The sequence below is a fragment of the Rhizobium johnstonii 3841 genome (assembly GCF_000009265.1).
Classification (GTDB): domain Bacteria; phylum Pseudomonadota; class Alphaproteobacteria; order Rhizobiales; family Rhizobiaceae; genus Rhizobium; species Rhizobium acaciae.
Window position 1 is genome coordinate 1,949,827 of record NC_008380.1, and the last position, 23,633, is coordinate 1,973,459.

Sequence of the window (23,633 nt, forward strand, 5' to 3'; positions counted from 1 at the left end):
AGGATGCGTAGTCGCAAACGGGACTTCCTACTCAGCGCCTGCGCATAGGCCGTGCCGCCTGCATGATCAGTTCGGTTGAGTCTTGTATGCGACATCTTTCCGAACGGAAGCGACTCCCTTTACCGCGCGAAGCGCATCGAGCGCGTCAGGATTGACAGTACCGTTGACAATCATGAAGCGCTCGTGGCTTTGCACCTGTTCGAGGCCTTGCGACTTCAAGTCGCCGACTACCTCTCCCAAACTGCGGGCCTCGTTTTTGTCGACCCGAATGGTAACTTCAATCTTATCGGTCGTCATACCTCGCCGCTTCCTCTTGCCTGGAGCAGGCCCTTGCCGACATCCCTACCAGGGGAAGATAGAGGCTTTGTAAGCTGAATCAAGCGGGCCCATAGCGCCCATCCGCGAAACTTCGGATCAGACTGAGCAATAAGAGCGGCAACGCCGGCAACATGTGGGGTCGCCATGCTGGTGCCATCCCACCGGTCATACTTGTCATCGGGCAAGCTCGAAAATATGTCGACGCCAGGAGCGGCAATGTCCACTTCCTGACCAGGATTCAAACCGCCGCATGAGAACGAAGCCGGCACGAAGGAGCGATCCACGGCGCCAACTCCCAGGATCGTGGACGCGTTCGCCGGAGAACCAACTGGCGCAATCTGTTGAGGACGAGAACTTTCGTTCCCAGCGGCGGCAACAACTAAAGTTCCCGCGTCTAAACATACCTGCCCAATTTGCTCGTAGTCGTCACTCGGCGCATCTCCAATTTGCGTTGCAGCGCCCAGCGACATCGAAATAACATGGCAACCTTCATCCAGCGCCCATTCCATGCCGGCAATGATCGACCGGTCAGTGCCGAAGCCATCGTCGCCCAGCACCTTTCCAGCGTAGATTTCCGCCTCATGGGCGATGCCATAGCGTGGGCCGCTGGTCGGTCGCAATGGACCGCATGCCGTACCGATGCAATGCGTTCCGTGACCGTGAACGTCGCCTTCGGAACTACGTGTTGCAAAGAGCTTTTTGGTGACAGAACGGCCGACAAAATCCTGATGAGTTTCATCAAATCCGGTATCCAGAATTGCCACCTTGATGCCGGCCCCGCTGAGGTCACTTTCGATAGCCCTGATAGCCTGCAGTCCCCAGGTGTTGCTGGTCTCGTCAAAGGCGGCCCGGGCGACAAGCCCTTCTGCCCCCTTTTTGCCCAATAAGCGATCGACCAGTTCGTTCACAGCGTCCCGATAGCCGAGCAGGTAATCACGGTCCAAGGGGGCTGCAACGCCGCCCGCCGTTGCCTGCGCGAGGTCTAGCCGTTTCGTCAGCGGCCCGCCGAGGGCACGATAGGATCGCTCCGGCCGAGCCGCGCTGACGACCTTCCGCTGCATGGCATTTTGCAACATGGGTTTCAGTCTCTCGCCGTCCCGGCGCACAATTGCGATTCCGAAACGTTCGAAGTACTGAACATCAGCGCCTTCGAAATCATTTGGCACCGCCACTGCGCTGCGAAAATCTTTGGACGACGCGACACGGAAGCCGCCTTTTTCGAGTTGCTGTACACCCTCGCTCCTTGCTTTGGGTGTAAATCGCACGACCATGCCAAGACCCGATGTGCCGTCGCCCGGTGCGTTGACCCTGCCTCGTGTTGATTTCGCCATGATATCAACTCTCCCCCATCATTCGCGGTTTGAAAGCAATACAAAAGCCGCAAGCTTGACGCGGCATACCCGTTAATCGAGCCGAAACTCGCGTTCGGGACAGCGGCGGCCCTAAAGGTAGATCGATGCGGATTGACTAGATGTTTATTTCCGCTGACTTGCCACGAGAACACAAAGCTTCGCCGACCGAAAATTGGAGCATTCGGCAAGCAAGCATAATAAATTGTACCTTGTAGGTCGATTTCGGGATGTACTTCCCTAGCCGAAATCTCGGCGGCAAATATACATCTTATTGTTGAGTTAGCAAATGAAAATTCTAGTGGTCGTTCGCCGGTATTTCATTGCTTTGCAGGTAACCTATACTTCTGCACTCCTCTCCATTGGATTTCCTCGTTATTTTTGTGCCTGAGGAGGCTCTTTCCGATTATCGATACCGAAGTGCAATAACGGACTTGTCGCGAAAAGCGCTGGCGATGCCGGCTGTGGCACCGCTTACAGCGAGGCGCCAACCGCGGGTAGGGGGTACGATGCGCACAAAACGAGTGCGCTGAATCCGGACAGATATCGACTGGGTTTACGGGTAATTTACCAACTTTAAGATGAATAATAGCCCAATATGATTAGTTGACTTCGCGTTCTAGGTGTATGAATTATCCCGCGGGCTGGAAAACGGAGGGTGTTGCCAATGGCAATCGTTTTTCAATCGCACGGGGGTGCGGAGAAAAAGCGTGCAGTTCCAGGGCCGAGCGTTCGGGCCGGGCGGCCAGCGACGGGTGACGTCGCGGTCGATGAAGAAGCTGACTTCGGTTATTTCGTGCCGCCATTAGATGCGCCAGAGAATTACCTTCCCAACACGGCGGAGACGCTTGGGGAGCTCGATGAACTCGGCGAAATGATGATCGATGTTGTCGCGACGCCGACGAGCGAGGATCCGACGGAAGATTCCACGCTCCCGCCTGTTTTTACATATTGGGGACAATTCCTGGATCACGAGCTGACGGCCCGAACTGATCGCGAAGGGGCGATCTCGAGCATGGTCAATGCACACCCGCCTGTCGCCTCGTCGACAGTGGAGAGTCAGTTCAGGAATGCTCGCTCGCCCCGTTTCGATCTGGATAGTGTCTACGGCGGATCTGCCGTCGGCGAGGGAATAGATGCGGATGTTGTCAAAGTGATCTCCGGCCTTCGCCACCCCACGCTGAAAAACAAAATGCGCGTCGGGACAGCCGTCGATCCGGGGCCACTTCCAGACAACCTCGACGAACATCGCGACCTCCCTCGCTACGGCCAGGTCCAGTCGTCTGTCCGGGAGGCGGCTTTACGTCTGGCTCAGGCCGCGATGACTCCCGAGGCGTTTCAGAAATTCTCTGATAGCTTGCCCCAGCGCGCGATAATCGGGGATAATCGCAACGATGAAAATCTCGTCGTCGCGCAGTTCCATCTGAGCTTTCTCCGGTTCCATAACAAGGCCGTCGATTATCTCGCATCGCATGACACCGGCTGGATCGCCGATTTCAGCTCAGCGCAGGCTCTGACAAGACTTCACTATCAGTGGTTGATTGTAGAAGGATATCTCAAGGGCGTTTGCGATCCGGTTGTGGTGGACCGCGTCGTCAAGGATCGGGCATCTCATTTCTTCAAATTCAGAGCCGAGTTCGATGCCCGGAGACAGAATACCCGGCTCGGCAATGCTCTGCCATTGGAGTTCTCCACCGCAGCCTATCGGTTCGGTCATTCCATGGTCAGAGCCTTCTACGACTACAACAAGAACTTCGGGCGGCCGGGCACAGGTTTTCTACCGCGCGCCACCTTGCAGTTGCTTTTCGAATTCACTGGCGGCGGCGGCAGGCTGGATAACGCGAAGAAGCTGCCCAAGAACTGGATAATCGACTGGACGCGCTTTACCGGAGCCGATCCCCATGATGCGGGCGATGGAGAGCCGGCCCGTCTTGCCAGGAGGATCGATACGGAACTGGCTCCTCCATTGCATACGCTGTTCAAGGAGGGTGAAGACCAGGCCGACCAACAGCTCAAGGAGTTGTTCAAGAACCTGGCAAGGAGGAACCTTCGTCGGGGCTACAATCTCAGGCTCCCGACGGGTCAGGCTTTACACAAGCATCTCAAGCAAACTGGCGCGGTACAGTCCTCGCCGATCCAAGATGTCTCGGCGCTGTTCGCCGCAAAGCCCGATCTGAAGAACTTCCTCGCCGGCACTGCATCGCGTTTCCACGAACGTACGCCGCTCTGGTTCTACATTCTGGCCGAAGCCGAGGCTGCGGGCGGAAATCGATTGGGCGAAGTCGGGAGTTGTCTCGTGGCGTCGACCTTCGTGGGCGTGCTGCTAGCGGATCCGGACTCGGCTCTTTCGCGTGGGTTCACGCCCAGTCAGAGCCCTCTCAAGATGCCGGACAACACGCCGATCGACTCGATCGCCAAGTGGATGCGGTTCGCGGCGGTTATGCAGTAGTGCAGGTAAGACTGTTGCCTCGCCGCACCGCGGCGAGGCAAACCGCCATATCATCCGCGATTTACGAAGCCTTGGCTTCGAAAGCGGGGGCGAAATCACCCAGTGATTTTGCCTTGAGGATCGTGGCCTCGATATCCTGCTCCACGATCGCTTCAAGATCGGCGAAGCTGTCGATGACATAGTAGATCGGCTGGAGGATATCGATCCGGTAGGGCGTGCGGAGCACGCTCAGCAGATCGAACGGCCGGAATTCGCATGCCTTGCCTTCCATTGCCGCCTTCGCTTCACTGGGAGATGAGACGATGCCCGCGCCGAAGCAGCGGCGACCTTGCGGCGTATTGATCAGGCCGAATTCGACGGTGAACCAGAAGATCCGGAACAGGTGCCATGAATAGCCCTTGCCGAGGCGGACGGCCGTTTCGCCGAAATGCCGGACGAAATTGGCATAGCTTTGGTTGGTGAGCATGGGGCAATGGCCGAAAACCTCGTGGAACAGGTCCGGTTCCTCGATATAGTCGATATGCTCGCGACGGCGGAGGAAAGTTGCTAGCGGGAATTTGCCTTGCGACAGAAGCTCGTAAAAGCGCGAGGGCGGAATGAGCGCCGGCACGCCTTCCACACCAAAGCCGGTGGTCTCGTTCAGGCGTCTGTTGACGTCGAGAAGCTGAGGCACCTTATCGGGCTTCAGCCCCAGCATTTTGACGCCATCCAGATATTCGCGGCAGGCGGTATCGGAAAGCAATTTCATCTGACGCCGATAGAGTTCACCCCAGATCGCATCTTCATCCGGGGTGTAGTCATAGAGACCATCCGGGCCGGGCAATTTGGCGGTGTAGCTGCTTTCCTTGGTCATGTGCTGATCCTCCCAGGCACGGCGCTATTCCTGCCATTATGATCCGAGTTTGGAGGATTTTCTTTTCTTTCATGCTGGCTATCGCCATAATGGTGGCAAATATTCCCGAAAGTGACGCCAAAAATGAAAGAACATGGGAATTTCCGCCGTAAGCTTCTGCAGCTCGTCCAGGCCGACGGCAGTCTGTCGTTGGCCGACCTAGCGGAAAAGGCCGGCATGTCGCAGAGCTCGGCATGGCGGAAGATCCAGGAACTGGAAGCCGACGGCGTCATCCGTAAGCGGGTGACGCTGCTCGATCCTGGAAAACTCGATCTCAAGCTCTGCGTTATTGCGCATGTCACGCTGGAGGATCACCACGAAGAGGCGGTCGCATCTTTCGCTTCGATGGTGCTGGAGCGGCCGGAGATCATGGAGTGCTACGCCCTATCAGGCGCCTTCGATTACATGCTGAAGATCCGGGCAAGCGATGTGGAAAGCTACGAAGCCTTCATGACCCGCTATCTCATGCGCAACCCGCATGTGCGTACCGTCGTCTCGAGCTTCGTGCTGCGCGAGCTGAAATTCTCGACTGAACTACCGCTCTAATGCCTGTCCCCGAACGAGGCAGCGGAATCATCGCGTTCTGTCGCCATGTCAGTGAGCCGGCATCGGCACCGGAAAGCCTTCGAATGTCTTCAGCGTGTCGAGGACGATCGACGTCTTCACGTGCTGCACCGACTCGTGGGGCAACAGAACGTCGTTGACGAATTTGGAGAGGTCGGCGAGGCCGCGGGTCGCGACCGTCAGGTGATAGTCCATTTCACCGGTCAAAGCATAGGCTTCGAGAACTTCAGGCAGTCCGTTGATCAGCTGCGAAAATCGGCGGGCATTGTCTCTGTTGTGGGTCGCAAGCGTCACGGAGATGACCACCAGCATATCGAGCCCCAACTTCTGCCGATCGAGGTGAGCCCGGTAGCTGCGGATATATCCTTCAGCCTCCAGTCTCGTCCGCCGGCGCGAGCATTGCGACGGTGAAAGCGCAATCCGCTCCCCCAACTCGTTGTTCGTCAGCCTGCCGTCCTTCTGAAGTTCCTGAAGCAGGCGCAAATCCAATTTGTCGAGCGGCTCATCCATTGCGCGAAATCTCCAATACACTCACGGATCGTGCATAATTTCTTCTCGGAGCATAAAGAATGCAAGAACTTTGCACGCGTTTTGGGCCACACTTTGCATATCAAATGCAATCTCCTCTGGAGGAAAGAAAATGGGTCCTTTCCCGCATGATGCGCCGCCCTCGGAAATCACCGCCGACAATCCGGCCGGCACCGACGGCTTCGAATTCGTCGAATTCGCCCATCCCGAGCCCGAGACGCTGCGCGAGCTCTTCACACGCATGGGCTATGTTGCGGTCGCCAGGCACAAGACGAAAGACATCACCGTCTGGCGACAAGGCGACATCAACTATGTGCTGAACGCCGAGCCCGGCAGTCATGCCGCGCGTTTCGTTGCAAGTCATGGTCCCTGCGCCCCATCGATGGCCTGGCGCGTCGTCGACGCCCAGCACGCGTTCAAGCATGCCGTGTCAAAAGGCGCCGTTCCCTATGAAGGGGATGACAAGGCGCTCGACGTTCCGGCTATCGTCGGCATTGGCGGCTCGCTGCTCTATTTCGTCGAGACCTATGGTGCCAGGGGATCGGCTTACGATGCCGAGTTCGATTGGCTCGGCGAGAGTGACCCGCATCCCCAGGGGATCGGCTTTTATTACCTCGACCATCTGACGCACAACGTCTTCCGCGGCAACATGGACAAGTGGTGGGATTTTTACCGCAACCTGTTCAATTTCAAGCAGATCCACTTCTTCGACATCGATGGGCGGATCACCGGTCTGGTCAGCCGCGCCATCACCTCGCCCTGCGGCAAAATCCGCATTCCGCTGAATGAATCGAAGGACGATACCAGCCAGATCGAGGAATATCTGAAGAAGTACAAGGGCGAGGGCATTCAGCACATCGCCGTTGGAACGGAGGATATTTACGACGCCACCGACAGGCTGGCCGACAACGGCCTGCGCTTCATGCCGGGTCCGCCGGAGACCTATTACGACATGTCCTATGAACGCGTGAACGGCCATAGTGAACCTGTCGAACGCATGAAGAAGCACGGCATCCTCATCGATGGCGAAGGTGTGGTGAATGGAGGCATGACGAAAATCCTGCTGCAGATCTTCTCCAAGACCGTCATCGGCCCGATCTTCTTCGAATTCATCCAGCGCAAGGGCGACGAAGGCTTCGGCGAAGGCAACTTCCGGGCTCTTTTCGAGTCGATCGAGGCCGATCAGATCAAGCGTGGTGTCATCGGGACTGCAGCGGAGTAAACTCACTAGCGCCGCGCATCTGTCGGACGCGCGGCGCTGGAGTGTTCGGGGAGGAGTGAGCATGGACCAGACATCGATCCAGACGTCGGATGGTGAAGCCGCGACAGCAAACACGCTGAAATACATGCCGGGGTTCGGCAATGACTTCGAAACCGAGTCGCTCCCCGGCGCCTTGCCACAAGGCCAGAACAGCCCGCAGAAGTGCAACTATGGTCTTTATGCGGAGCAGCTTTCCGGCTCGCCGTTCACCGCGCCGCGCGGAACCAACGAAAGGTCCTGGCTTTACCGCATCCGCCCGAGCGTGCGTCACACCCGCCGCTTCTCCAATGCTTCCTATCCGCTCTGGAAAACCGCGCCGTGCCTCGACGAACATTCGCTTCCTCTCGGCCAGCTTCGCTGGGATCCCATCCCTGCGCCCGCGGAGAGACTGACATTCCTCGAAGGGGTGCGGACCATCACGACGGCAGGCGATGCCGCCACCCAGGTGGGCATGTCAGCCCATGCCTACGTCTTCAATGAGGACATGGTCGACGATTACTTCTTCAATGCCGATGGTGAATTGCTGATCGTGCCGCAGCTCGGCGCCATCAGAGTGTTCACAGAGATGGGGATCATGGATGTCGAGCCCTTGGAAATATGCCTCATCCCGCGCGGCATGATGTTCAAGATTCTGAAGAGCGGCGAACAGACGGTCTGGCGTGGCTATATCTGCGAGAACTACGGCGCCAAATTCACGCTGCCGGACCGCGGGCCGATCGGCGCCAACTGCCTGGCAAACCCGCGCGACTTCAAGACGCCTGTCGCCGCATTCGAGGACAAGGAAACGCCCTGCCGTGTGCATGTGAAATGGTGCGGAAAGTTCTATGTCACGGAGATCGGCCATTCGCCGCTGGACGTGGTGGCCTGGCACGGCAACTATGCCCCGTTCAAATACGATCTGCGGACATTTTCTCCGGTCGGCGCGATCCGCTTCGATCATCCCGATCCGTCGATCTTTTCGGTGCTGACCGCGCCGAGCGAAGATGCGGGTACGGCGAATGTCGATTTCGTGATCTTTCCGCCGCGCTGGCTGGTCGCCGAGCACACGTTCCGTCCGCCCTGGTACCACCGCAACATCATGAGCGAATTCATGGGCCTGATCCACGGCCAGTATGACGCCAAGGAGGAGGGTTTCGTGCCGGGCGGCATCAGCCTGCACAACATGATGCTTCCCCACGGGCCGGATGCGCTCGCCTTCGAAAAGGCATCCAATACCGAGCTCAAACCGGTGAAGCTCGATCACACCATGGCCTTCATGTTCGAGACCAGGTACGCGCAGCAACTGACGAAATACGCAGCCGAGCTTGAAACGCTGCAGGATAATTACCTGGAATGCTGGGATGGGCTGGAACGCAAGTTCGACGGAACCCCCGGTATCAAGTGATGCATCAAGTGAAGCCATCCTCCGGCACGGGATCTCGGACATGAAGCTTGCGACGTTAAAAGACTCCACGCGGGACGGCCGGCTCGCCGTCGTTTCCCGCGACCTGACCCGCTGTTCCGAGGTCGGTCATATCGCACGCACATTGCAGGCAGCACTCGATGACTGGGAGCATGTGGCTCCGAGGCTCGCGCTCATCGCCGAAGGTGTCGAGACGGGCGCTCAGCCGACGATCCGGTTTCACGAACATGACGCAACGTCACCTTTGCCGCGGGCCTATCAATGGGCCGACGGTTCTGCCTACGTCAACCATGTCGAACTGGTGCGCAAGGCGCGCGGCGCCGAGATGCCGGCGAGCTTCTGGACCGATCCGCTGATCTATCAAGGCGGTTCGGACGCTTTCCTGGCACCGCGTGACCCGATCGCGATGGCCGACGAGGCTTACGGGATCGACATGGAGGGCGAGGTGGCCGTCATCACCGGCGACGTTGCCATGGGGTCCAGCCCGCAGGCCACGCGCGGCGCCATCCGCCTGCTGATGCTGGTCAACGACGTGTCGCTGCGCGGTCTGATCCCGGACGAATTGGCAAAGGGATTTGGTTTCTTCCAGTCGAAGCCGGCATCGGCATTTTCTCCGGTCGCGGTGACGCCGGACGAACTCGGAGATGCCTGGGACGGCGGCAAGCTGCATCTCCCGCTGCTCGTCAGCCTGAACGGCAAGCCGTTCGGCAAAGCCAACGCCGGCATCGACATGACGTTCGATTTTGGCCAACTGATCGCCCACGCCGCCAAAACCCGCAATCTCGCGGCCGGCACGATCATCGGCTCGGGAACGGTGTCCAACAAGCTGGACGGCGGCCCGGGCAAACCGGTGGAAGAGGGAGGAGACGGCTACTCCTGCATCGCCGAACTCAGGATGATCGAGACGATCGAGGCCGGCTCGCCGAGAACCCCCTTCATGAAGTTCGGGGATCAGGTCCGCATCGAGATGAAGGATCATGCCGGCCATTCGATCTTCGGGGCGATCGAGCAGACGGTCGAAAAATACCGGGGAGCCGACCCGCAATGAACGAGGTCGTTCTTTACGACTACTGGAGATCATCGGCGAGCTATCGCGTCCGCATCGCGCTCAATCTCTTGGGCGTCGATTATCAGACGGTGTCCATCAACCTGTTGGAAGGGGCGCACAAGACCCCCGACTACATCACGCTCAACCCGCAGGGACTGGTGCCGACATTGGTGATCGACGGGAAAACACTGACGCAGTCGCTGGCAATCATCGAATATCTTGCCGAGCTTCAGCCGGGATGCGGATTGCTGCCATCGGATATCGCCGATCGCCAGAAAGTCCGCGCCCTCGCATATGCGGTCGCCATGGACATCCATCCGATCTGCAACATGCATGTCGTGTCGCATCTGATGAGCATGACCGAGAAGCCCGATGCTCGCGAGGAATGGATGAAGCATTTCATCTCAGACGGACTGCGCAAACTGGAAGCGATGATCGGCAAAGCCGACGGCGCGTTCAGCGTTGGAGACACGCCGACCATGGCGGACCTCTGCCTTGTTCCCCAGGTCTACAACGCCCGCCGCTGGGGCGTTGATATGACCGCTTTCAAACGCATCGTCGACATCGACGGCAGATGCGCAGACCTGCCGGCCTTCCAGGCGGCGCATCCCGACCGCGTGAAACCGTAACGGCAGACCAGCCGGGACGGAATCCGAAGAAGCGTTCCCTTCTTCCTGCGGCTCTCGCATCCGTGGCCGGCACGCATCAGATCGCGTGGACTGGGATCTCACGATCGCGGCGAGGAACCGACGTTTACCTTGTATCAACACTTCTGATTGTGCCGCTTGCCAGAAGATTGCCCCTTGTGCATTGATCAGATGATTGGGGTAGGTCTGAAATGTTCTCGTTAAAGCTGTTGATCTTCAAACTCGTGATGGACACGGGTTTAGTCGCATTGAAAGCTGACGGTCTCATCGCAAGGATTCGATGATCGCCCGGCAATAGGTGGGCAAGATATGCTGCGAGTGACGACAGGAGAGATATACGTGCTCGAAGGCTGGAGAAGAATGCGGAAATCCGTCTCGTTCATATCGATGCTGCTTGCGTTCGTCGCCATGGCAGGAGAGGGGCATGCAGCAATTTCCTACCAACGTCTGGACGGCGCCCCGGGACGTGGTCTGGTCATAAAGGGCGTGTTTGAATTCTCCGACGATCCGACGCAGCTTGTCGACGAATACACGCAGTACCAAGCGGACTACCTCAGCTTTGACTCGCCCGGTGGAAACGTGGTCACCGCGATCAGGTTCGGCCGCGCCATCCGCGCACTGAATGCAAGAACGCTCCAGATCAGAGCCATGGAATGTGCATCGGCTTGCGCCTTCGCCTTCGTCGGTGGCGTCGAAAGGTTCGCCGAGCCGGGCTCCATCGGCGTGCATCGGATTTCCCTATCCGACGATGTCCCCATGGACAACAAATTGGCTGTCTCGACCGTTCAATTGATGACCGGCGAGATCATCGGCTATCTCACCGACATGGGAGTAAGCCCCAATCTGCTGCAGCTCAGCCTGTCGATCGACAGCACCGATATACGGTATCTCACCGCTGCGGAAATGCGAGACTGGAACATCAACACGCCCGAGGATATGCCCTCGGCACAGGAAAGCGCGCCGCCCCCGCCCGGCGCCGCACCGCAGGAGAGCGCAACACCCGCCGACATGCCGTCAGACCTCAGCGCTTCCGAGGAGGTGGGCGCCTCCGAACCCGGCGACCTGACCACGGAGGCGGTTGATTTCGTCAACCGATACAATGACGAATGGTCGAAAGACAGTGCCTCGGCGTTGGCCTTTATGAAGGGCGTCTATGCCGACGAGGTCTCCTTCTTCGGAAACTCGGTCGACAAAGACGCCGTCCTGAAGGAAAAGGCAGCCTTCGCCCAACGCTGGCCGAAGCGCATCTACAGCGTCAAGCCGGGCTCCGTGACTGCCAGCTGTGCCGGAAAATGCGAAATGTCGGGAATTGTCGAGTGGTTTGCCGGAAACAGGGACACGGGTAAGACGTCCTCCGGGATGGCGGAATTCTCTTTGGTGTGGAACACGGCCTCTCTGCAGATTGAGTCCGAGACCGGAAAGGTGCTCGCCACGGACAAGGGGGCCAAGGCACCGGATCGGTTGATCCATCAGTGGACAGGATTGGACGATATCTGCCGCACGGGTGTCGATCGCGAGGGGCCTGAGACGCTACGGGCATGCAAACGGCGCGACGAACTCGGTCCGCTGCTCAATCGCGCGGACTGGTGTTATGGCCATAAGGACGAAGCCGGAATAAACTGGGAGTGGCACAAATGCGATGCCAACTCCCGTCGGTATGGAGATTAAGGATCGCCGGTCCGCGGGCGAGAAGCGGCCGTTTGCCTAAAGGAAGGTGAGGCGGTCATTGCGGTGACTGACGTAAAAGCGAAGACGGGGCTTAGCAGCCGTCAAGTGCCTTGTGGTGGGGATGACGCAGCCGCACGTCGCCATCGGCATGCTGCCACTCCGGCAAGGCCGCGCACGGAGCGCGGCCGTGTTCTCCCTGCCGTCAATGAGCCATGAATATCGGCATGCTGCTTTGCTCGATCATGTTGCGCGTCACGCCTCCGAAAAGCGTCTGCTGCCAGCGGGGGTGATTGTATGCGCCCATGACGATCAAATCGGCGTTCACATCCATCGCATGCTGCCTCAGAATCTCGTCAGCCCTGTTTCCGCCGCTGGCCACACGATCCACCTGAACCTTGACCCCGTGGCGGGAGAGGAAGCTCGCGATGTCAGCGCCTGGCTCCTCTCCATTCACCCGCTCTCGCGAGACTGGATCGATCATGGTCACGTAGACGCAGTCCGCCGCCTTCAACAGGTCTAGGGCCTGCCTTGCGGCACGCGATGCCTCGTCGCTCGAATCCCATGCCAGTACGATCGATTTTGAAGTTGAAGAGAGCGGCCGCCGTCCGCGGTTGATGATGACCGGCGTCGGCGTCCGGAACAGAGCGCCATCCATGACCCGTTTCTGGAGTTCCTCGTCCTGGCACGCTTGGCGGCCGACGAGGACGACGTCGGCATAGAGCGCCCGTTCTGCAACGTCCTCCCGCGCAAAGGCATATTCCGTATAGACGTCCTGCACATCGTAGGACAGTTCGGTGCGCGAGAGATACGCCTTGATCTCTTCGGCTTTCTTGACGAGTTCCTCGATTTCGCGCTGGCGTTCTTCCAGCCAGACGGTCGACAGGGAGTTGTATTCTCCCATCATCGGCGATGCGCCCATGCAGATCACGACCGCGCTGAGATGCGCTCCGGAGGCTCCGCAAAACTCCACGGCGGCCTTCAGATCTTCGTCGAAATATTTGGAAGTCAGGATGCTCATTACCGTGCGAATGGACATTTCGATCACCTCTCTTGTTGAATATCGAGAGGATAACGGCACTTGCGGCGACGTCTTTGATCTTCGTCAAGCAACGTGGGATGAACGATCGCGGCGTCGCCGGGAGACGAGCTTGTCGACCTCGGTCACCAGAACGAGGGAGCTAGCGATCAGCATGCTGAGGCCCCATTCAAGAGGCGTGATCGGCGAAAGGCCGAGCGTTCTGCTGAGCCACGGTATGTACATCGCGGAGATGTGGATCATCTGGGCGGCGAGCACGCAGAGGAGCAGGAAGCGGTTCCGAAGGATATCGACGGAGAATATCGATCGTCTTTCGGAGGAACTTGCCAGGGTCTGGACGTTCTCGAACATCACGAAGATGAGAAGTGTTATGTTGCGGGCTTCGGGAACGCCATATCCGTGCGCGAGCATCCACTGGAAGGCGAGGAAGGCGCCCGCGCCGATGACGAGCGTCGATTGGACGACGCGCCGGATCATCAACCGGTCGAGGAGAGGCTCGAGCGGAGAACGTGGCGGCCCCGCCAGCTCGTCTCCTTCCGGATTTCCGCCTGCAAGGGCGACGTCCTGGATGCCGTTTGTCACGAGATTGAGCCATAGAAGCTGAACAGCGAGGAGTGGCATGGGCAGGCCGAATGGCAGCGCGAGCATGAAGAGCAGGACCTCGGCGGCGCCTGTTGCGACCGACATCAGCACCACCTTGCGGATGTTGCGATAGGCTGCCCGCCCCTCGGCGATCCCCGCGACGATGGATGCGAAGTTATCGTCCGTGACGACGAGATCGGCACTTTCCTTTGCTACCTCGGTTCCCCTGAGCCCCATTGCGACACCGACATGCGCCTTCTTCAACGCTGGACCGTCGTTCACACCGTCTCCGGTCACGGCGACGATGTGGCCATTGCGGATCAGGGATCCGACGATCGCCGATTTCTGCGCCGGCTGCACGCGGGCGTAGATGCGGGCCTCTCTCGTAATCTCGTCCAGCCGTTGGTCGCCCGCTCGGGCGGCTTCATCGATGTCGCTGCCAGAGACGACCTGGCCCGCGTGAAAGCTCAAGCCGCAATCTCTGGCAATCGCGGCAGCGGTCCGCGGGTCGTCCCCGGTCACCATCACGACCTGCACACCGGCCGCGTGGCAATCTTTCATAGCGTTCGGCACTTCAGGTCGAACCGGGTCCTGTAGTCCGGCCAGGCCCAAGAACACGAGATCGACAAGGTGACCGTGTCCGAGGCTTCCGGCGAGCGTCGCGCCGACTTCCCCTTCGGCGAACGCGAGCACCCTGAGGCCCCGAGCGGCCATTTCTTCCTTCTGCGCCAAAAGCGATGCACGGTCGATTTCGACTACGTTTCCTGCGGAGTCCATGCGATCAGACATTTCTATGAGGACCTCCGACGCCCCCTTGACGAAGAGATGGATCCGATCGCTGCCGTGGTGGAAGGATGCAGCGTATTTGTGCTCGGGCTCGTAGGCGATCCTTGCCGCCAGCGGGTATCGGTCGTTCAGCTCTTCCTGTCCCAGCCCCGCCTTTCGGCCTGCTGCAAGAAGCGCCACGTCGACCGTGTCGCCGGCAGCGACCCAGAGATCGTCATGGCGAGCCAGGGTTCCTTCGTTTGCGAGCAGTGCAGCGCGTAGCAGCCTGCGCGCCCTCTCGCGGACAAGGTCGCTGTGCAGGCCGCTCGCCCTGATCTCGCACTTGTCGAGATCGGCGTGGGCGTCCAGGGCAATGTCCGTTCCGTCCGGCAGGCGAATTTCGGTCACTGTCTGTACGTTGCTGGTCAAGGTCCCTGTCTTGTCCGTGGCGATCATCGTGGTCGAACCCAGGGCCTCCACGGCCGGCATGCTTCGGACGATGACGTTGCGGGCGGCCATCCGCCGCATGCTGACGGCAAGCGCGATGGAGATGGCGATCGGAAGGCCTTCCGGAACAGCGCTCACCGCCAGACCTACGGACATCATGACTAGATCGTGCAGAGCAAGGCCCCGCATGAAGCCCGCGAGGACCAGCACCAATGCAGCCAATCCTACGAAAACCGCGAGCGCGTTCGTGAACTTCGCCAGACGGGCGACGAGCGGGGGCTGCGACGAAGTGGCTCTTCCCAACTCGACGGCGATGCCGCCAAGCATGGTCGCGGTACCCGTAGCGGTCACGACGCCTTTGGCTCGCCCGCGTGTCACAAGGGAACCCGCGAGCAGCAGCAAGGAATTGCGGGTTACATCCGACGAGCCTTCGACAATAGGCCCTTTGGGGACCGGCTTCGACTCGCCGGTCAGAAGTGACTCGTCGCACCGGAGGTCACTTGCATCGACAAGCCTCAGATCGGCAGGGATTCGGTCGCCGGATTCCAGAAGGACGAGATCGCCGACGACCAGCCGTTTGGCCTCGATCCTACTAGCCACGCCGTCCCGGATGACCTTGGCCGACGGCTGCTCAAGCTTTCTAAGGGCTGCAGCCGCTCGATCCGCCGAATACTCCTGGTAGGTGCCGATGGAGGCATTGATCAGAAGCACGACGAAAATGAACAGGGCGTCTTCGATCCTGCCGGTCGCAAACGAGAGCGCCGATGCCAGCAAAAGAATATAGATGATCGGGTTGCGAAATTGAATGAGGAAGACCTTCAGCGGCGATGGGGGCTCAGGCTCGGGCAGCGTGTTAGGTCCGAGCTCGGCGAGGCGTGCCTCGGCCTCGACGCTCGTCAGTCCGTTCGTCTTGGGCGTCGTGGGGGCGGGTGTCTGCGCCGTAAGATTCATCATGGTCTCCGGACTTGTCGCAACGATTTCATTGAAAGCTCGCGCGACAGCCTATGTGCACCCGCGCGCGGGGCATTGACCGGGATCAAGGAGCTCCGATCGGACTGAGATATGCTGCGGATGATTTGTGGACCGCGGCTTATGCGGCCAATGCGTTTCGAAGACGCTGCGCTTGGATCGGTTTCCGACGATGCCGTGTGGGGGCCAGCATTGGTTAGGCAGGATTGGAAGGCACTAAAATGAACAAAAGCTCAGTACAGACCGTGTTGCAGACAATGAAGGATGACCTTGCCCGTCGTCTCGGAGCGATCGGTGCGGATCTCAGCGTCGCGCTTGAGAAGGACAGCGAGGAGCGCGCGACCCAGGTTGAAAACGATGAGGTTCTTCGCGAGATGCAAGCCGAGGGGCACAACCAGATCGCGGCCATCGACGCGGCGATCGGCAGGCTGAACGACGATACATATGGGAAATGCGTCAAATGCCACAATCGGATCGGCAAGGAGCGGCTAACTGCGGTCCCCTATACGCCGTTCTGCATCGATTGCGCAAAATCGTTCCGCTGAGACTTCTGGATTGATGGGAGGGTGAGAGGTGGCTACAGCGGCGGCATGGTGGGGTGGTAAGTGGATGTGGCATCAGGGCGGGATGTTGCGACTGAGGAAAGCGGGCTCCCGGTCGGGTCTTCTGGTACTGTCGTCGCTCCTTGCGCTCGCGGCCGCATTCGCCTTCTATCTCGCGGGTCACGGCCTTGGGTATCGATTAATCCTGGTGGGCTGCACCAGCCTGATTCTGCTGTCTCTTTGCATTGAGATCGCCAAGAAGCTGCGGAAGCAGGAATACGGCCTGGATCTGATCGCGGCGATGGCCATGGGATCGTCCTTGTGGTTCGGCGAATATCTTGCCGGAGCGATCGTCGGTCTCATGTATTCCGGCGGTCAGTTTCTGGAGGCATACGCACATCGTCGCGCCGACGAGGGCATGTCGGCTTTGCTGGCGCAAGTACCGCGGACGGCCCTGCGGCTTGCCGGAACCGGTTTCGAAGAAATTCCGATCGAGAAGGTCGCAGTCGGCGACGTGCTCCTAATACGCAAGGGCGACGTTGTACCGACCGACGGAGCCCTCGTCGGCGAAGTCGCGACGATCGACCAGGCGGTGCTGACCGGAGAGCCTTTCCCGGTGCGCATCGCCAAGGGGGGCAACATTTCGAGCGGCGCAACGAACGAGGGGGACGCGATTGAAATTCGTGTTGTGAGCCGTGCAGAGGACAGCACCTATGCCGGAATAGTCAGGCTCGTGGAAGCATCGAGGCGCTCCAAGGCGAAGCTGATGCGTCTCGCCGACCGGTTCTCGCTCTGGTTCCTGGTCGCAACCATCGCCATTGCAGGAGTCTCGGCAATTATGTCAGGCGACATGTCGCGCATCGTGGCCGTGCTGGTCGTCGCCACGCCCTGTCCTTTGATCCTGGCCGTGCCCGTCGCACTTGCGGCTGGCACTTCAAAAGCCGCCAAGGAGGGCGTTCTGGTGAAGGGCGCGGGACCTCTCGAAGCCCTCGCACAGGCCACTGTGGCGGTGTTCGACAAGACGGGGACGCTCACCGCGGGACAGCCGGAAGTCGGCGTGATAGCAGGCCCGGAGCATCCCGACAGGATCCTGCGGCTGGCCGCCTCGCTGGACCAGGCGTCGGGCCATGTGGTCGGACGCGCGCTGGTGGACGAGGCGCATAGACGTGGGTTGGTACTGAGTCGCCCATCGGAGGTGACCGAGACCGCGGGATTCGGAATCTCCGGGATCGTCGATGGGGTGCGTGTCGGCGTCGGAGGAGACACGTATTTCGGAGAGGCGCCGCCGTCCGGGCTTAACGGGTCAGGCAGCGCGATGCGTGTGATGGTGCTGTTTGACGGCACGCTGGCTGGGACGATCACGCTCGAAGACCGGCTTCGCAAAGACGCTGTCCAACTCGTCACCCAGCTCAGGGCGTCAGGAATCTCTCGAGTAGTCCTGGCTTCTGGCGACGAGTTGGCTATCGCGACAGCCATAGCTCGCTCGCTGGGCTTGGACGACGTCGCGGCGAGGCTCGCTCCCGCAGACAAAGTCGCAGTCATCGAAAAGGAACGCGTCCACGGGAAAGTGCTGATGGTCGGCGACGGCGTGAACGACGCGCCAGCGCTGGCGGCAGCCGATGTAGGAATCGCGGTAGGCGTCGAGAACCTTGCGGCGGCCGCGGAGGCCGCGGATATCGTGCTCGTCCGGGACGACCTCACCAAGATAGCGACGGCGATCGGCATCGCGCGTCGTTCGCGCAAGATCGCGCTTCAAAGCATCTATGCCGGCATAGGTCTCTCGCTCCTCGCGATGGGGTTCGCGGGAGCGGGATACCTTCCGCCAGTCGGCGGGGCATTGCTTCAGGAGGCCATCGACGTGGCGGTCATTCTCAACGCCCTTCGCGCTCTCTAATGGGCGAGAAGCACCGGCAGATCGGCCTTGACGAGCAGTTCCCGAGTAACGCCGCCAAGGATGAATTCACGAAGCCGCGAATGGCCAAACCCGCCCGCGACCAGAAGGTCCGCCTTTCGTTCCCGCGCGGCCGATTGGATGGCGGCTGTCGCGGTCTCGCCGCCTGCCTGGATCGAAACGTCTTCCACGTCGAATCCCGAGTGTTTCAACGAGGCGATCAGGAGCGCGCGGTTCGCCTCGTCGATCTCCTTGTCGTCGGTGATCGAGATGACCTGCACCTTGGTCGCGCGCTCGATGAAGATGCGTGCGCAGGAAAGGGCGCGCGCCGCGGTGGCGCTGCCGTCCCAGGCAACGGCGATCGTGTCCACACGAGAGCAGACGCTGGTCGCAGGAAATAGTACTAGGGGGCGGCCGCTTCCGAACAGCAGCGTCTCGGAAAGCTGTCGGGACAGTTCCGAAGCCTCGACGATGGAGAGGTCGTGGCACCTGGCAATTTCGGAAAAGCGTTCATAGACGAACGGTTCCCGGACCTCGAATCCGTGGATTCGCACCTCGAAGCCAGTTTCCGAAATAGCGTCGGTGACGTGTTCCCGCAGCGAATTCCCGCTGTCCCGGCTATACCCCTCTGCTTGTCCCCGCCATGTGTCGACATCGATAAAAGTGGGAAAGGGCTGATGGACCTGGGGGATCCGGACTTGCGGGATGCTGGCGACGAGATCGGCGTCGTTCTGCCGAGCGAGGTCGATCGCGTTGTCGACTATGGTAAAGGAACTCGGGTCGGGATAGGTCGATAACGGGAGATGGAACTGCGGCTTCATGCTGGCCTCCTGAGATTAAACTTCCGTCATGATGCATGCCGCAGAGAGAGTTCGCATTGAGCTTTGTCAAGGCCGCGGCGCAACGAAGCTCCTATGATCGTGTCTTCATTAGAGCTGGAGGACACGGCCATGACGATCAAGCTGACGGAGATCAACCCCGGTGAGTGCTACCGAATCCTTGAGAACGAGCGCTTCGGTCATCTGGCATGCTGCAAGGATGGACAGCCTTACGTGGCAGCGATCTATTTCGCCTTTTCCAGCGGCGTCGCCTATAGCTTCACCATGCCCGGCAAGAAGCTCGACTGGATGCGGGGAAACGACAAGGTCTGCCTTCACGTCGAGCAGCGTTCGAGCGCCGGCGGGTGGACGAGCGTCGTCGTCGAAGGCAGGTTCGAGGAGTTTCCTGACAGCGACGCGCGACCAAGCGAAAGGCTCCATGCGTGGTCGCTTCTCCAAAAGTATTCGGACTGGTGGGAGATCGGCTCAATGAAGCCTCATGAGGTCCCCATGCCCGACGGTTCTCCTCACGTCTTCTACGGCATTGCCGTCACGGCCGTGTCGGGACGGTGCGCAATCAGAACGGAATGACCGTCAATGCTCGAGCCGAAACCACATCCTACAAACGGAGCACCACATGCTATATTTTCCCAGTCTCCATCCGAGCGCCATATTCACCTCCAACCTCGCACCCATCGTTCGCACGGGGTTCCTGATTCAAGACGAGATCTTCGCCGCGTCGGCCAGTGTAACCACGGATTTGACGGCGTCCGCTGCTCGACGCGGGCTTCGATGCTCTGAATTCCTGGCGCGACTCGCCTGCAGTATCGACAACGGCGATACAGTCGCGGTTCTTTCGGACTTCGTCGAGAGCGAGCTGGAGGTATATCCTGTGGAGGTGGCGCGGTTCTTTGAGACAGGGTCACGACTGTTGGCACACTCGGCCGAACTGTATCGTGACGTCGCGGCCGGTCAGGTCGGGGAGGCTGAAGCGAAGACGGTCGTGTGAAACGTGCGGCGGTCACCGGGTCGCTCGCAAGACGAGCACGGAGCATGGTGCGCGCTGCACGACATGGTCCACGACCGAGCCGAAGACCCGGTCGAGCACGTCATCCCGGTGAAAGGCGATCACGACGAGATCTGCGATGGTCTCCTTCACGACGGCGACGATGACCTGAGACGGGTGCCCGCAGACGGGTGCCCGCGCGGACGTGTATCGAAGCAGGAGTGTCGGTCGACCGCAGAGCTTCCGAAAGTCTGGTCTCGGCGGCGGCCATCACCTCGACCGCCCAATCGTCCGGCGAGGCCGGCGAGGGCAGGCCGTCTACCGCGTGAACGAGGTGGAGGCTTCCGTTGGGGGCGAGCTGGAGCATGCGTTGCCGGGATCCTCTGGCGATGACGCAGACGACTGTGGCGAATATCTCAGTATATGTCTTTTCCAGACAGGCTGACGAACTCGGTGGTCAGTCCATCGCCATGCGCTTCCTTGAGAAGCCGATCGGCGCTCATGATGTCGAGACACATGGTGCCAGGGAAGGATTGCCGGAGCGCGCAGCAGAAATGGTCTCTCGCCCATGCCTGGCCTCGCGGCGTCGCCGCCGTCACCTCCCAGCGATCCTCGTCTCGACGTCCGAGAACAAGGTCTGCGGACACTCGCTCGACCGGAGGAATGGTCGTGGCTACGTCGGTTGCTGTCTTGCGTGCCTTTTCTTGTTCGCGCATGTCCGTCTCCTTTGGATGAGGTCGTGGCGCCGTGTCCAGAAGCCTATCTGCCCCGCGGCGTTCCGTCTTTGACGAGCGTCAATCCGGATGTTTGACCGGGATCAAGTCGAGGTCGGGAAGGTAGTGATACGATCATAGCGGTGGCACGTGCCGATGGAGGGAAACGTGAGGGCGATGGTACTTGAACAGGTGCGACGTCCGCTTCGTCTCGTGGAGCTGCCTGACCCGCCAGCGCCGCCCGGCCAGGTCGTCGTCAAGGTGGAGGCCTGCGGCGTCTGCCGGACGGACCTTCACGTCTGCGACGGAGACCTCTCCCAGCCAAAGCTTCCTCTCGTTCCTGGGCATGAGATTGTGGGAACCGTGATCGCAACCGGCGAGGGCGCTCCCGGTCGTCTTGTCGGTCGAAAAATCGGAGTACCCTGGCTGGGCCACACCTGCGGGCACTGCGAATATTGCCGCGAGGGTCGCGAGAACCTGTGCGACGAGCCTGGCTTCACTGGGTACACCATCGACGGCGGCTTCGCGACGCATGCGGTTGTCGAGGCGGGCTACGCGTTCGAACTGCCTGACGATACGGACCCTGTGGCGACCGCTCCTCTTCTGTGCGCGGGCCTCATCGGGTGGCGATCCCTGAAGATGGCGGGCGAGGGGAGGACGATCGGCATCTACGGGTTCGGCGCGGCCGCCCACATCCTCGTGCAGGTATGCAAGCATCGAGGCCAGAGCGTCTATGCATTCGTGCGTGCCGGAGACGAGGCCGGGCGGAAGTTCGCGCTTGACCTTGGCGCCGTCTGGGCCGGGTTCTCCGGTGAAAGGCCGCCGGTGCCGCTCGACGCCGCCATCATCTTCGCGCCGGCCGGCGAACTCGTGCCGATGGCGCTCGACATAGTGCGGAAGGGCGGAACGGTGGTCTGCGGCGGCATCCACATGTCGGACATCCCAAGCATGCCCTACCGTCTGCTCTGGGGTGAGCGGCGAGTGGTCTCGGTGGCGAATCTGACCCGGAACGACGGAACCGAATTCTTCTCGATCGCGAAGGCGGCCGGCGTCCGATGCGTCACCAGCGTCTACGCTCTCGAGCACGCGAACGATGCCCTCGACGACCTGCGAGCAGGCCGCCTCACCGGCGCAGCCGTCATCGTTCCGTAGCCGCCATCCTCGTTGACGAGGATCAATGCGGATCGTTCGGGGAAAACGGAAGCTTCTTGGTCAAGACGTCCGTCGACAAGCGGCGGCGCTTTCGCGAGGAGATCAGACATGTCGCGTTCGTTGCTAGCCTTGGTGGCGCTCTTCATCGCAGGTGAGAGCCTGTTGTCGGCTCCAGCCGTAGCAAACAGCCTGTCGCTCGCGCCGATGCTCCAGAGGGTCGTGCCGAGCGTCGTCAGCATCTCGGTGCAGGGCAAGGAACTCGACGACGCGGATGCGACGCTCGCCGATCCCTTCTACAGAAAGTTTTTCGGACTCCCTGACGACGCCGCGCCGGCAGAGCACGGCTTCCAATCAGCCGGCTCGGGTGTCGTCATCGACGAGGTCCACGGCTACATCGTCACCAACCAGCATGTCATAGCAAGCGCCTCAAAAATCGAGGTGGTGCTTTCCGATGGCCGACGCTTCAAAGCGAAACTCGTCGGCGCCGATCCCGAGACGGATGTCGCTGTCGTTCAAATTCCGCCCGATCATCTTGTTCAGGCCGATTTTGGAAGCGCGTCCTCCCTGCATGTCGGCGACGTCGTCGTGGCGATCGGGAATCCCTTCGGGCTGGGCCAGACTGCGACGATGGGCATCGTCAGCGCGCTTGGACGCCGCGCCGTAGGATCGGAGGGTTACGAAGGGTTCATTCAGACGGATGCTTCGACCAATCCCGGCAACTCGGGCGGCGCACTTGTAAACGAGAACGGTGTCGTCGTCGGGATCAACAGCGCGATCATCGGCCCCGCCGGCGGAAGCATCGGCATTGGTTTTGCAGTGCCCGCCGAGACTGTCGGTATCGTGATGCGGCAGCTCATCCTAACCGGCAAGATGGTACGCGGCGAGGTCGGAGTTGTCACTCAGGACCTGACGCCCGGTCTTGCAAGGGCGTTCGGCGTCAATGAAGGGCCGGGGGCGCTCATCAGCGAAGTCCGGCCCGGTTCGCCGGCGGCGAATGCAGGAATTCAGCCGGGCGACGTCATCCGAATGGTCGACGGAAGGACGGTGCGCGGCGCGTCCGACGTACGCAGGCTTGTGGGATCGCTACCATTGCAGTCCAGGCCGTCCTTCCAGATCGATCGCGCCAGCCGAAGGATAGAGGCGTTTCCCGCGGTGTCCGCCGCACCGGTCGCCGAACCGGCCGCTCCCCGCACCATCCATATCGCTCGCGGCCCTCTCGCTGACGTCGAGATGGCGAACTCCCCCGACGGTCTCGGCGCGCGCGTCGTCGTCGTCGCCGAGGGTTCGGTCGCGGCACAGGCCGGTCTGCAACTGGACGACGTTATCGTCGCTCTCGACCAGCAGCCGGTGACGGACGTCGGGCAAGTGCTTGCAATTCTCATGAAGGAGCATGCCCGCGCTCTCGTCACCGTCGTGAGGAACGGCCATCGCCTCTTCGTGGCCGCCGACGTGCAGACCCAGTAGCAGCCCCGCAGACGGTGTTCAGTCCGCTGAAATATCAAGGCCGCTCTCGTGCTTGATGAAGATCAACGACGAAATTCTGCGGCGCTGGCACGGTCGGCAAGTCACAAACCTGAAGGAGGTTA

22 protein-coding genes are annotated in these 23,633 nt (G+C 60.3%); 13 read left to right on the plus strand and 9 right to left on the minus strand.

The window, feature by feature from the left end:
- Nucleotides 1-66: 66 nt before the first annotated feature.
- Together RL_RS09670 and RL_RS09675 are read right to left on the minus strand one after the other, a co-directional pair.
- Nucleotides 67-297, minus strand: coding sequence for a hypothetical protein (locus RL_RS09670; RefSeq protein ID WP_028742154.1), 231 nt, complete (start codon nucleotides 295-297; stop codon nucleotides 67-69).
- The gene (locus tag RL_RS09675) at nucleotides 294-1,649 is read right to left on the minus strand and encodes a S8 family peptidase (protein WP_011651480.1); all 1,356 of its coding nucleotides are present in this window, start codon (nucleotides 1,647-1,649) and stop codon (nucleotides 294-296) included. The genes RL_RS09670 and RL_RS09675 overlap by 4 nt, the downstream gene beginning before the upstream one ends.
- Nucleotides 1,650-2,334: 685 nt before the next feature.
- Between RL_RS09675 and RL_RS09680 the strand changes: the two genes are divergently transcribed.
- Nucleotides 2,335-4,116 carry a peroxidase family protein gene (locus tag RL_RS09680; RefSeq protein WP_041936261.1) on the plus strand — a complete coding sequence of 594 codons (1,782 nt, stop codon included), beginning with the start codon at nucleotides 2,335-2,337 and terminating at the stop codon, nucleotides 4,114-4,116.
- A 61-nt stretch (nucleotides 4,117-4,177) separates the two neighbouring features.
- Here RL_RS09680 and RL_RS09685 read toward each other — a convergent pair whose 3' ends face one another.
- Nucleotides 4,178-4,969, minus strand: coding sequence for a phenylalanine 4-monooxygenase (locus tag RL_RS09685; protein WP_011651482.1), 792 nt, complete (start codon nucleotides 4,967-4,969; stop codon nucleotides 4,178-4,180).
- Nucleotides 4,970-5,092: 123 nt separating this feature from the next.
- Here RL_RS09685 and RL_RS09690 point away from each other — a divergent pair, with 123 nt between their 5' ends.
- Nucleotides 5,093-5,554 (plus strand): Lrp/AsnC family transcriptional regulator, encoded by a 462-nt coding sequence (locus RL_RS09690; protein WP_011651483.1) that lies wholly within the window; start codon nucleotides 5,093-5,095, stop codon nucleotides 5,552-5,554.
- 48 nt (nucleotides 5,555-5,602) lie between these two features.
- Here RL_RS09690 and RL_RS09695 read toward each other — a convergent pair whose 3' ends face one another.
- Nucleotides 5,603-6,082, minus strand: a complete 480-nt coding sequence (locus RL_RS09695; RefSeq protein ID WP_011651484.1) for an Lrp/AsnC family transcriptional regulator — start codon at nucleotides 6,080-6,082, stop codon at nucleotides 5,603-5,605.
- A 130-nt stretch (nucleotides 6,083-6,212) separates the two neighbouring features.
- Between RL_RS09695 and hppD the strand changes: the two genes are divergently transcribed.
- From hppD to RL_RS09720, 5 genes are all read left to right on the plus strand, one after another.
- A complete protein-coding gene (gene hppD / locus RL_RS09700; protein ID WP_011651485.1) occupies nucleotides 6,213-7,322 on the plus strand; it encodes a 4-hydroxyphenylpyruvate dioxygenase in 1,110 nt (369 codons plus the stop codon).
- Between the two features lie 61 nt (nucleotides 7,323-7,383).
- Nucleotides 7,384-8,745, plus strand: coding sequence for a homogentisate 1,2-dioxygenase (hmgA, locus tag RL_RS09705; protein ID WP_011651486.1), 1,362 nt, complete (start codon nucleotides 7,384-7,386; stop codon nucleotides 8,743-8,745).
- Nucleotides 8,746-8,785: 40 nt separating this feature from the next.
- Nucleotides 8,786-9,811: a fumarylacetoacetate hydrolase family protein gene (locus tag RL_RS09710; RefSeq protein ID WP_011651487.1), complete on the plus strand. Its 1,026-nt coding sequence runs from the start codon at nucleotides 8,786-8,788 to the stop codon at nucleotides 9,809-9,811.
- On the plus strand, nucleotides 9,808-10,440 hold the full coding sequence (gene maiA / locus RL_RS09715; RefSeq protein ID WP_011651488.1) for a maleylacetoacetate isomerase: 633 nt from the start codon (nucleotides 9,808-9,810) through the stop codon (nucleotides 10,438-10,440). Before RL_RS09710 ends, maiA begins: the two co-directional genes overlap by 4 nt.
- Nucleotides 10,441-10,797: 357 nt before the next feature.
- Complete coding sequence (locus RL_RS09720; protein ID WP_011651489.1) at nucleotides 10,798-12,126, plus strand: hypothetical protein; 1,329 nt, start codon at nucleotides 10,798-10,800, stop codon at nucleotides 12,124-12,126.
- A gap of 202 nt (nucleotides 12,127-12,328) precedes the next feature.
- Here the strand turns inward: RL_RS09720 and RL_RS09725 are convergent, their stop codons facing one another.
- Together RL_RS09725 and RL_RS09730 are read right to left on the minus strand one after the other, a co-directional pair.
- Nucleotides 12,329-13,162 (minus strand): universal stress protein, encoded by an 834-nt coding sequence (locus RL_RS09725; protein WP_011651490.1) that lies wholly within the window; start codon nucleotides 13,160-13,162, stop codon nucleotides 12,329-12,331.
- Nucleotides 13,163-13,228: 66 nt separating this feature from the next.
- Nucleotides 13,229-15,910, minus strand: coding sequence for a cation-translocating P-type ATPase (locus RL_RS09730; protein WP_011651491.1), 2,682 nt, complete (start codon nucleotides 15,908-15,910; stop codon nucleotides 13,229-13,231).
- A 236-nt stretch (nucleotides 15,911-16,146) separates the two neighbouring features.
- Here RL_RS09730 and RL_RS09735 point away from each other — a divergent pair, with 236 nt between their 5' ends.
- Nucleotides 16,147-16,470 (plus strand): TraR/DksA family transcriptional regulator, encoded by a 324-nt coding sequence (locus RL_RS09735; protein WP_011651492.1) that lies wholly within the window; start codon nucleotides 16,147-16,149, stop codon nucleotides 16,468-16,470.
- Between the two features lie 28 nt (nucleotides 16,471-16,498).
- Nucleotides 16,499-18,361, plus strand: coding sequence for a heavy metal translocating P-type ATPase (locus RL_RS09740; RefSeq protein WP_011651493.1), 1,863 nt, complete (start codon nucleotides 16,499-16,501; stop codon nucleotides 18,359-18,361).
- Here RL_RS09740 and RL_RS09745 read toward each other — a convergent pair.
- The gene (locus RL_RS09745) at nucleotides 18,358-19,179 is read right to left on the minus strand and encodes a universal stress protein (RefSeq protein WP_011651494.1); all 822 of its coding nucleotides are present in this window, start codon (nucleotides 19,177-19,179) and stop codon (nucleotides 18,358-18,360) included. The two genes, RL_RS09740 and RL_RS09745, sit on opposite strands and share 4 nt — an antisense overlap.
- Before the next feature lie 129 nt (nucleotides 19,180-19,308).
- Between RL_RS09745 and RL_RS09750 the strand changes: the two genes are divergently transcribed.
- Nucleotides 19,309-19,767, plus strand: coding sequence for a pyridoxamine 5'-phosphate oxidase family protein (locus RL_RS09750; RefSeq protein WP_011651495.1), 459 nt, complete (start codon nucleotides 19,309-19,311; stop codon nucleotides 19,765-19,767).
- Nucleotides 19,768-19,813: 46 nt separating this feature from the next.
- Nucleotides 19,814-20,185: a hypothetical protein gene (locus RL_RS09755; protein WP_011651496.1), complete on the plus strand. Its 372-nt coding sequence runs from the start codon at nucleotides 19,814-19,816 to the stop codon at nucleotides 20,183-20,185.
- Nucleotides 20,186-20,197: 12 nt separating this feature from the next.
- On the opposite strand, the gene RL_RS40485 is transcribed toward RL_RS09755, so the two are convergent.
- Both RL_RS40485 and RL_RS09765 read right to left on the minus strand, forming a co-directional pair.
- Nucleotides 20,198-20,335 carry a universal stress protein gene (locus RL_RS40485; protein ID WP_244432361.1) on the minus strand — a complete coding sequence of 46 codons (138 nt, stop codon included), beginning with the start codon at nucleotides 20,333-20,335 and terminating at the stop codon, nucleotides 20,198-20,200.
- Nucleotides 20,336-20,598: 263 nt separating this feature from the next.
- Entirely contained in the window at nucleotides 20,599-20,898 is a 300-nt protein-coding gene (locus RL_RS09765; protein ID WP_028742146.1) for a hypothetical protein, read from the minus strand.
- A 165-nt stretch (nucleotides 20,899-21,063) separates the two neighbouring features.
- Here RL_RS09765 and RL_RS09770 point away from each other — a divergent pair, with 165 nt between their 5' ends.
- Both RL_RS09770 and RL_RS09775 read left to right on the plus strand, forming a co-directional pair.
- Nucleotides 21,064-22,047 (plus strand): zinc-dependent alcohol dehydrogenase family protein, encoded by a 984-nt coding sequence (locus RL_RS09770; RefSeq protein ID WP_028742145.1) that lies wholly within the window; start codon nucleotides 21,064-21,066, stop codon nucleotides 22,045-22,047.
- A gap of 108 nt (nucleotides 22,048-22,155) precedes the next feature.
- Nucleotides 22,156-23,511, plus strand: coding sequence for a trypsin-like peptidase domain-containing protein (locus RL_RS09775; protein ID WP_011651499.1), 1,356 nt, complete (start codon nucleotides 22,156-22,158; stop codon nucleotides 23,509-23,511).
- Nucleotides 23,512-23,633 lie beyond the last annotated feature (122 nt).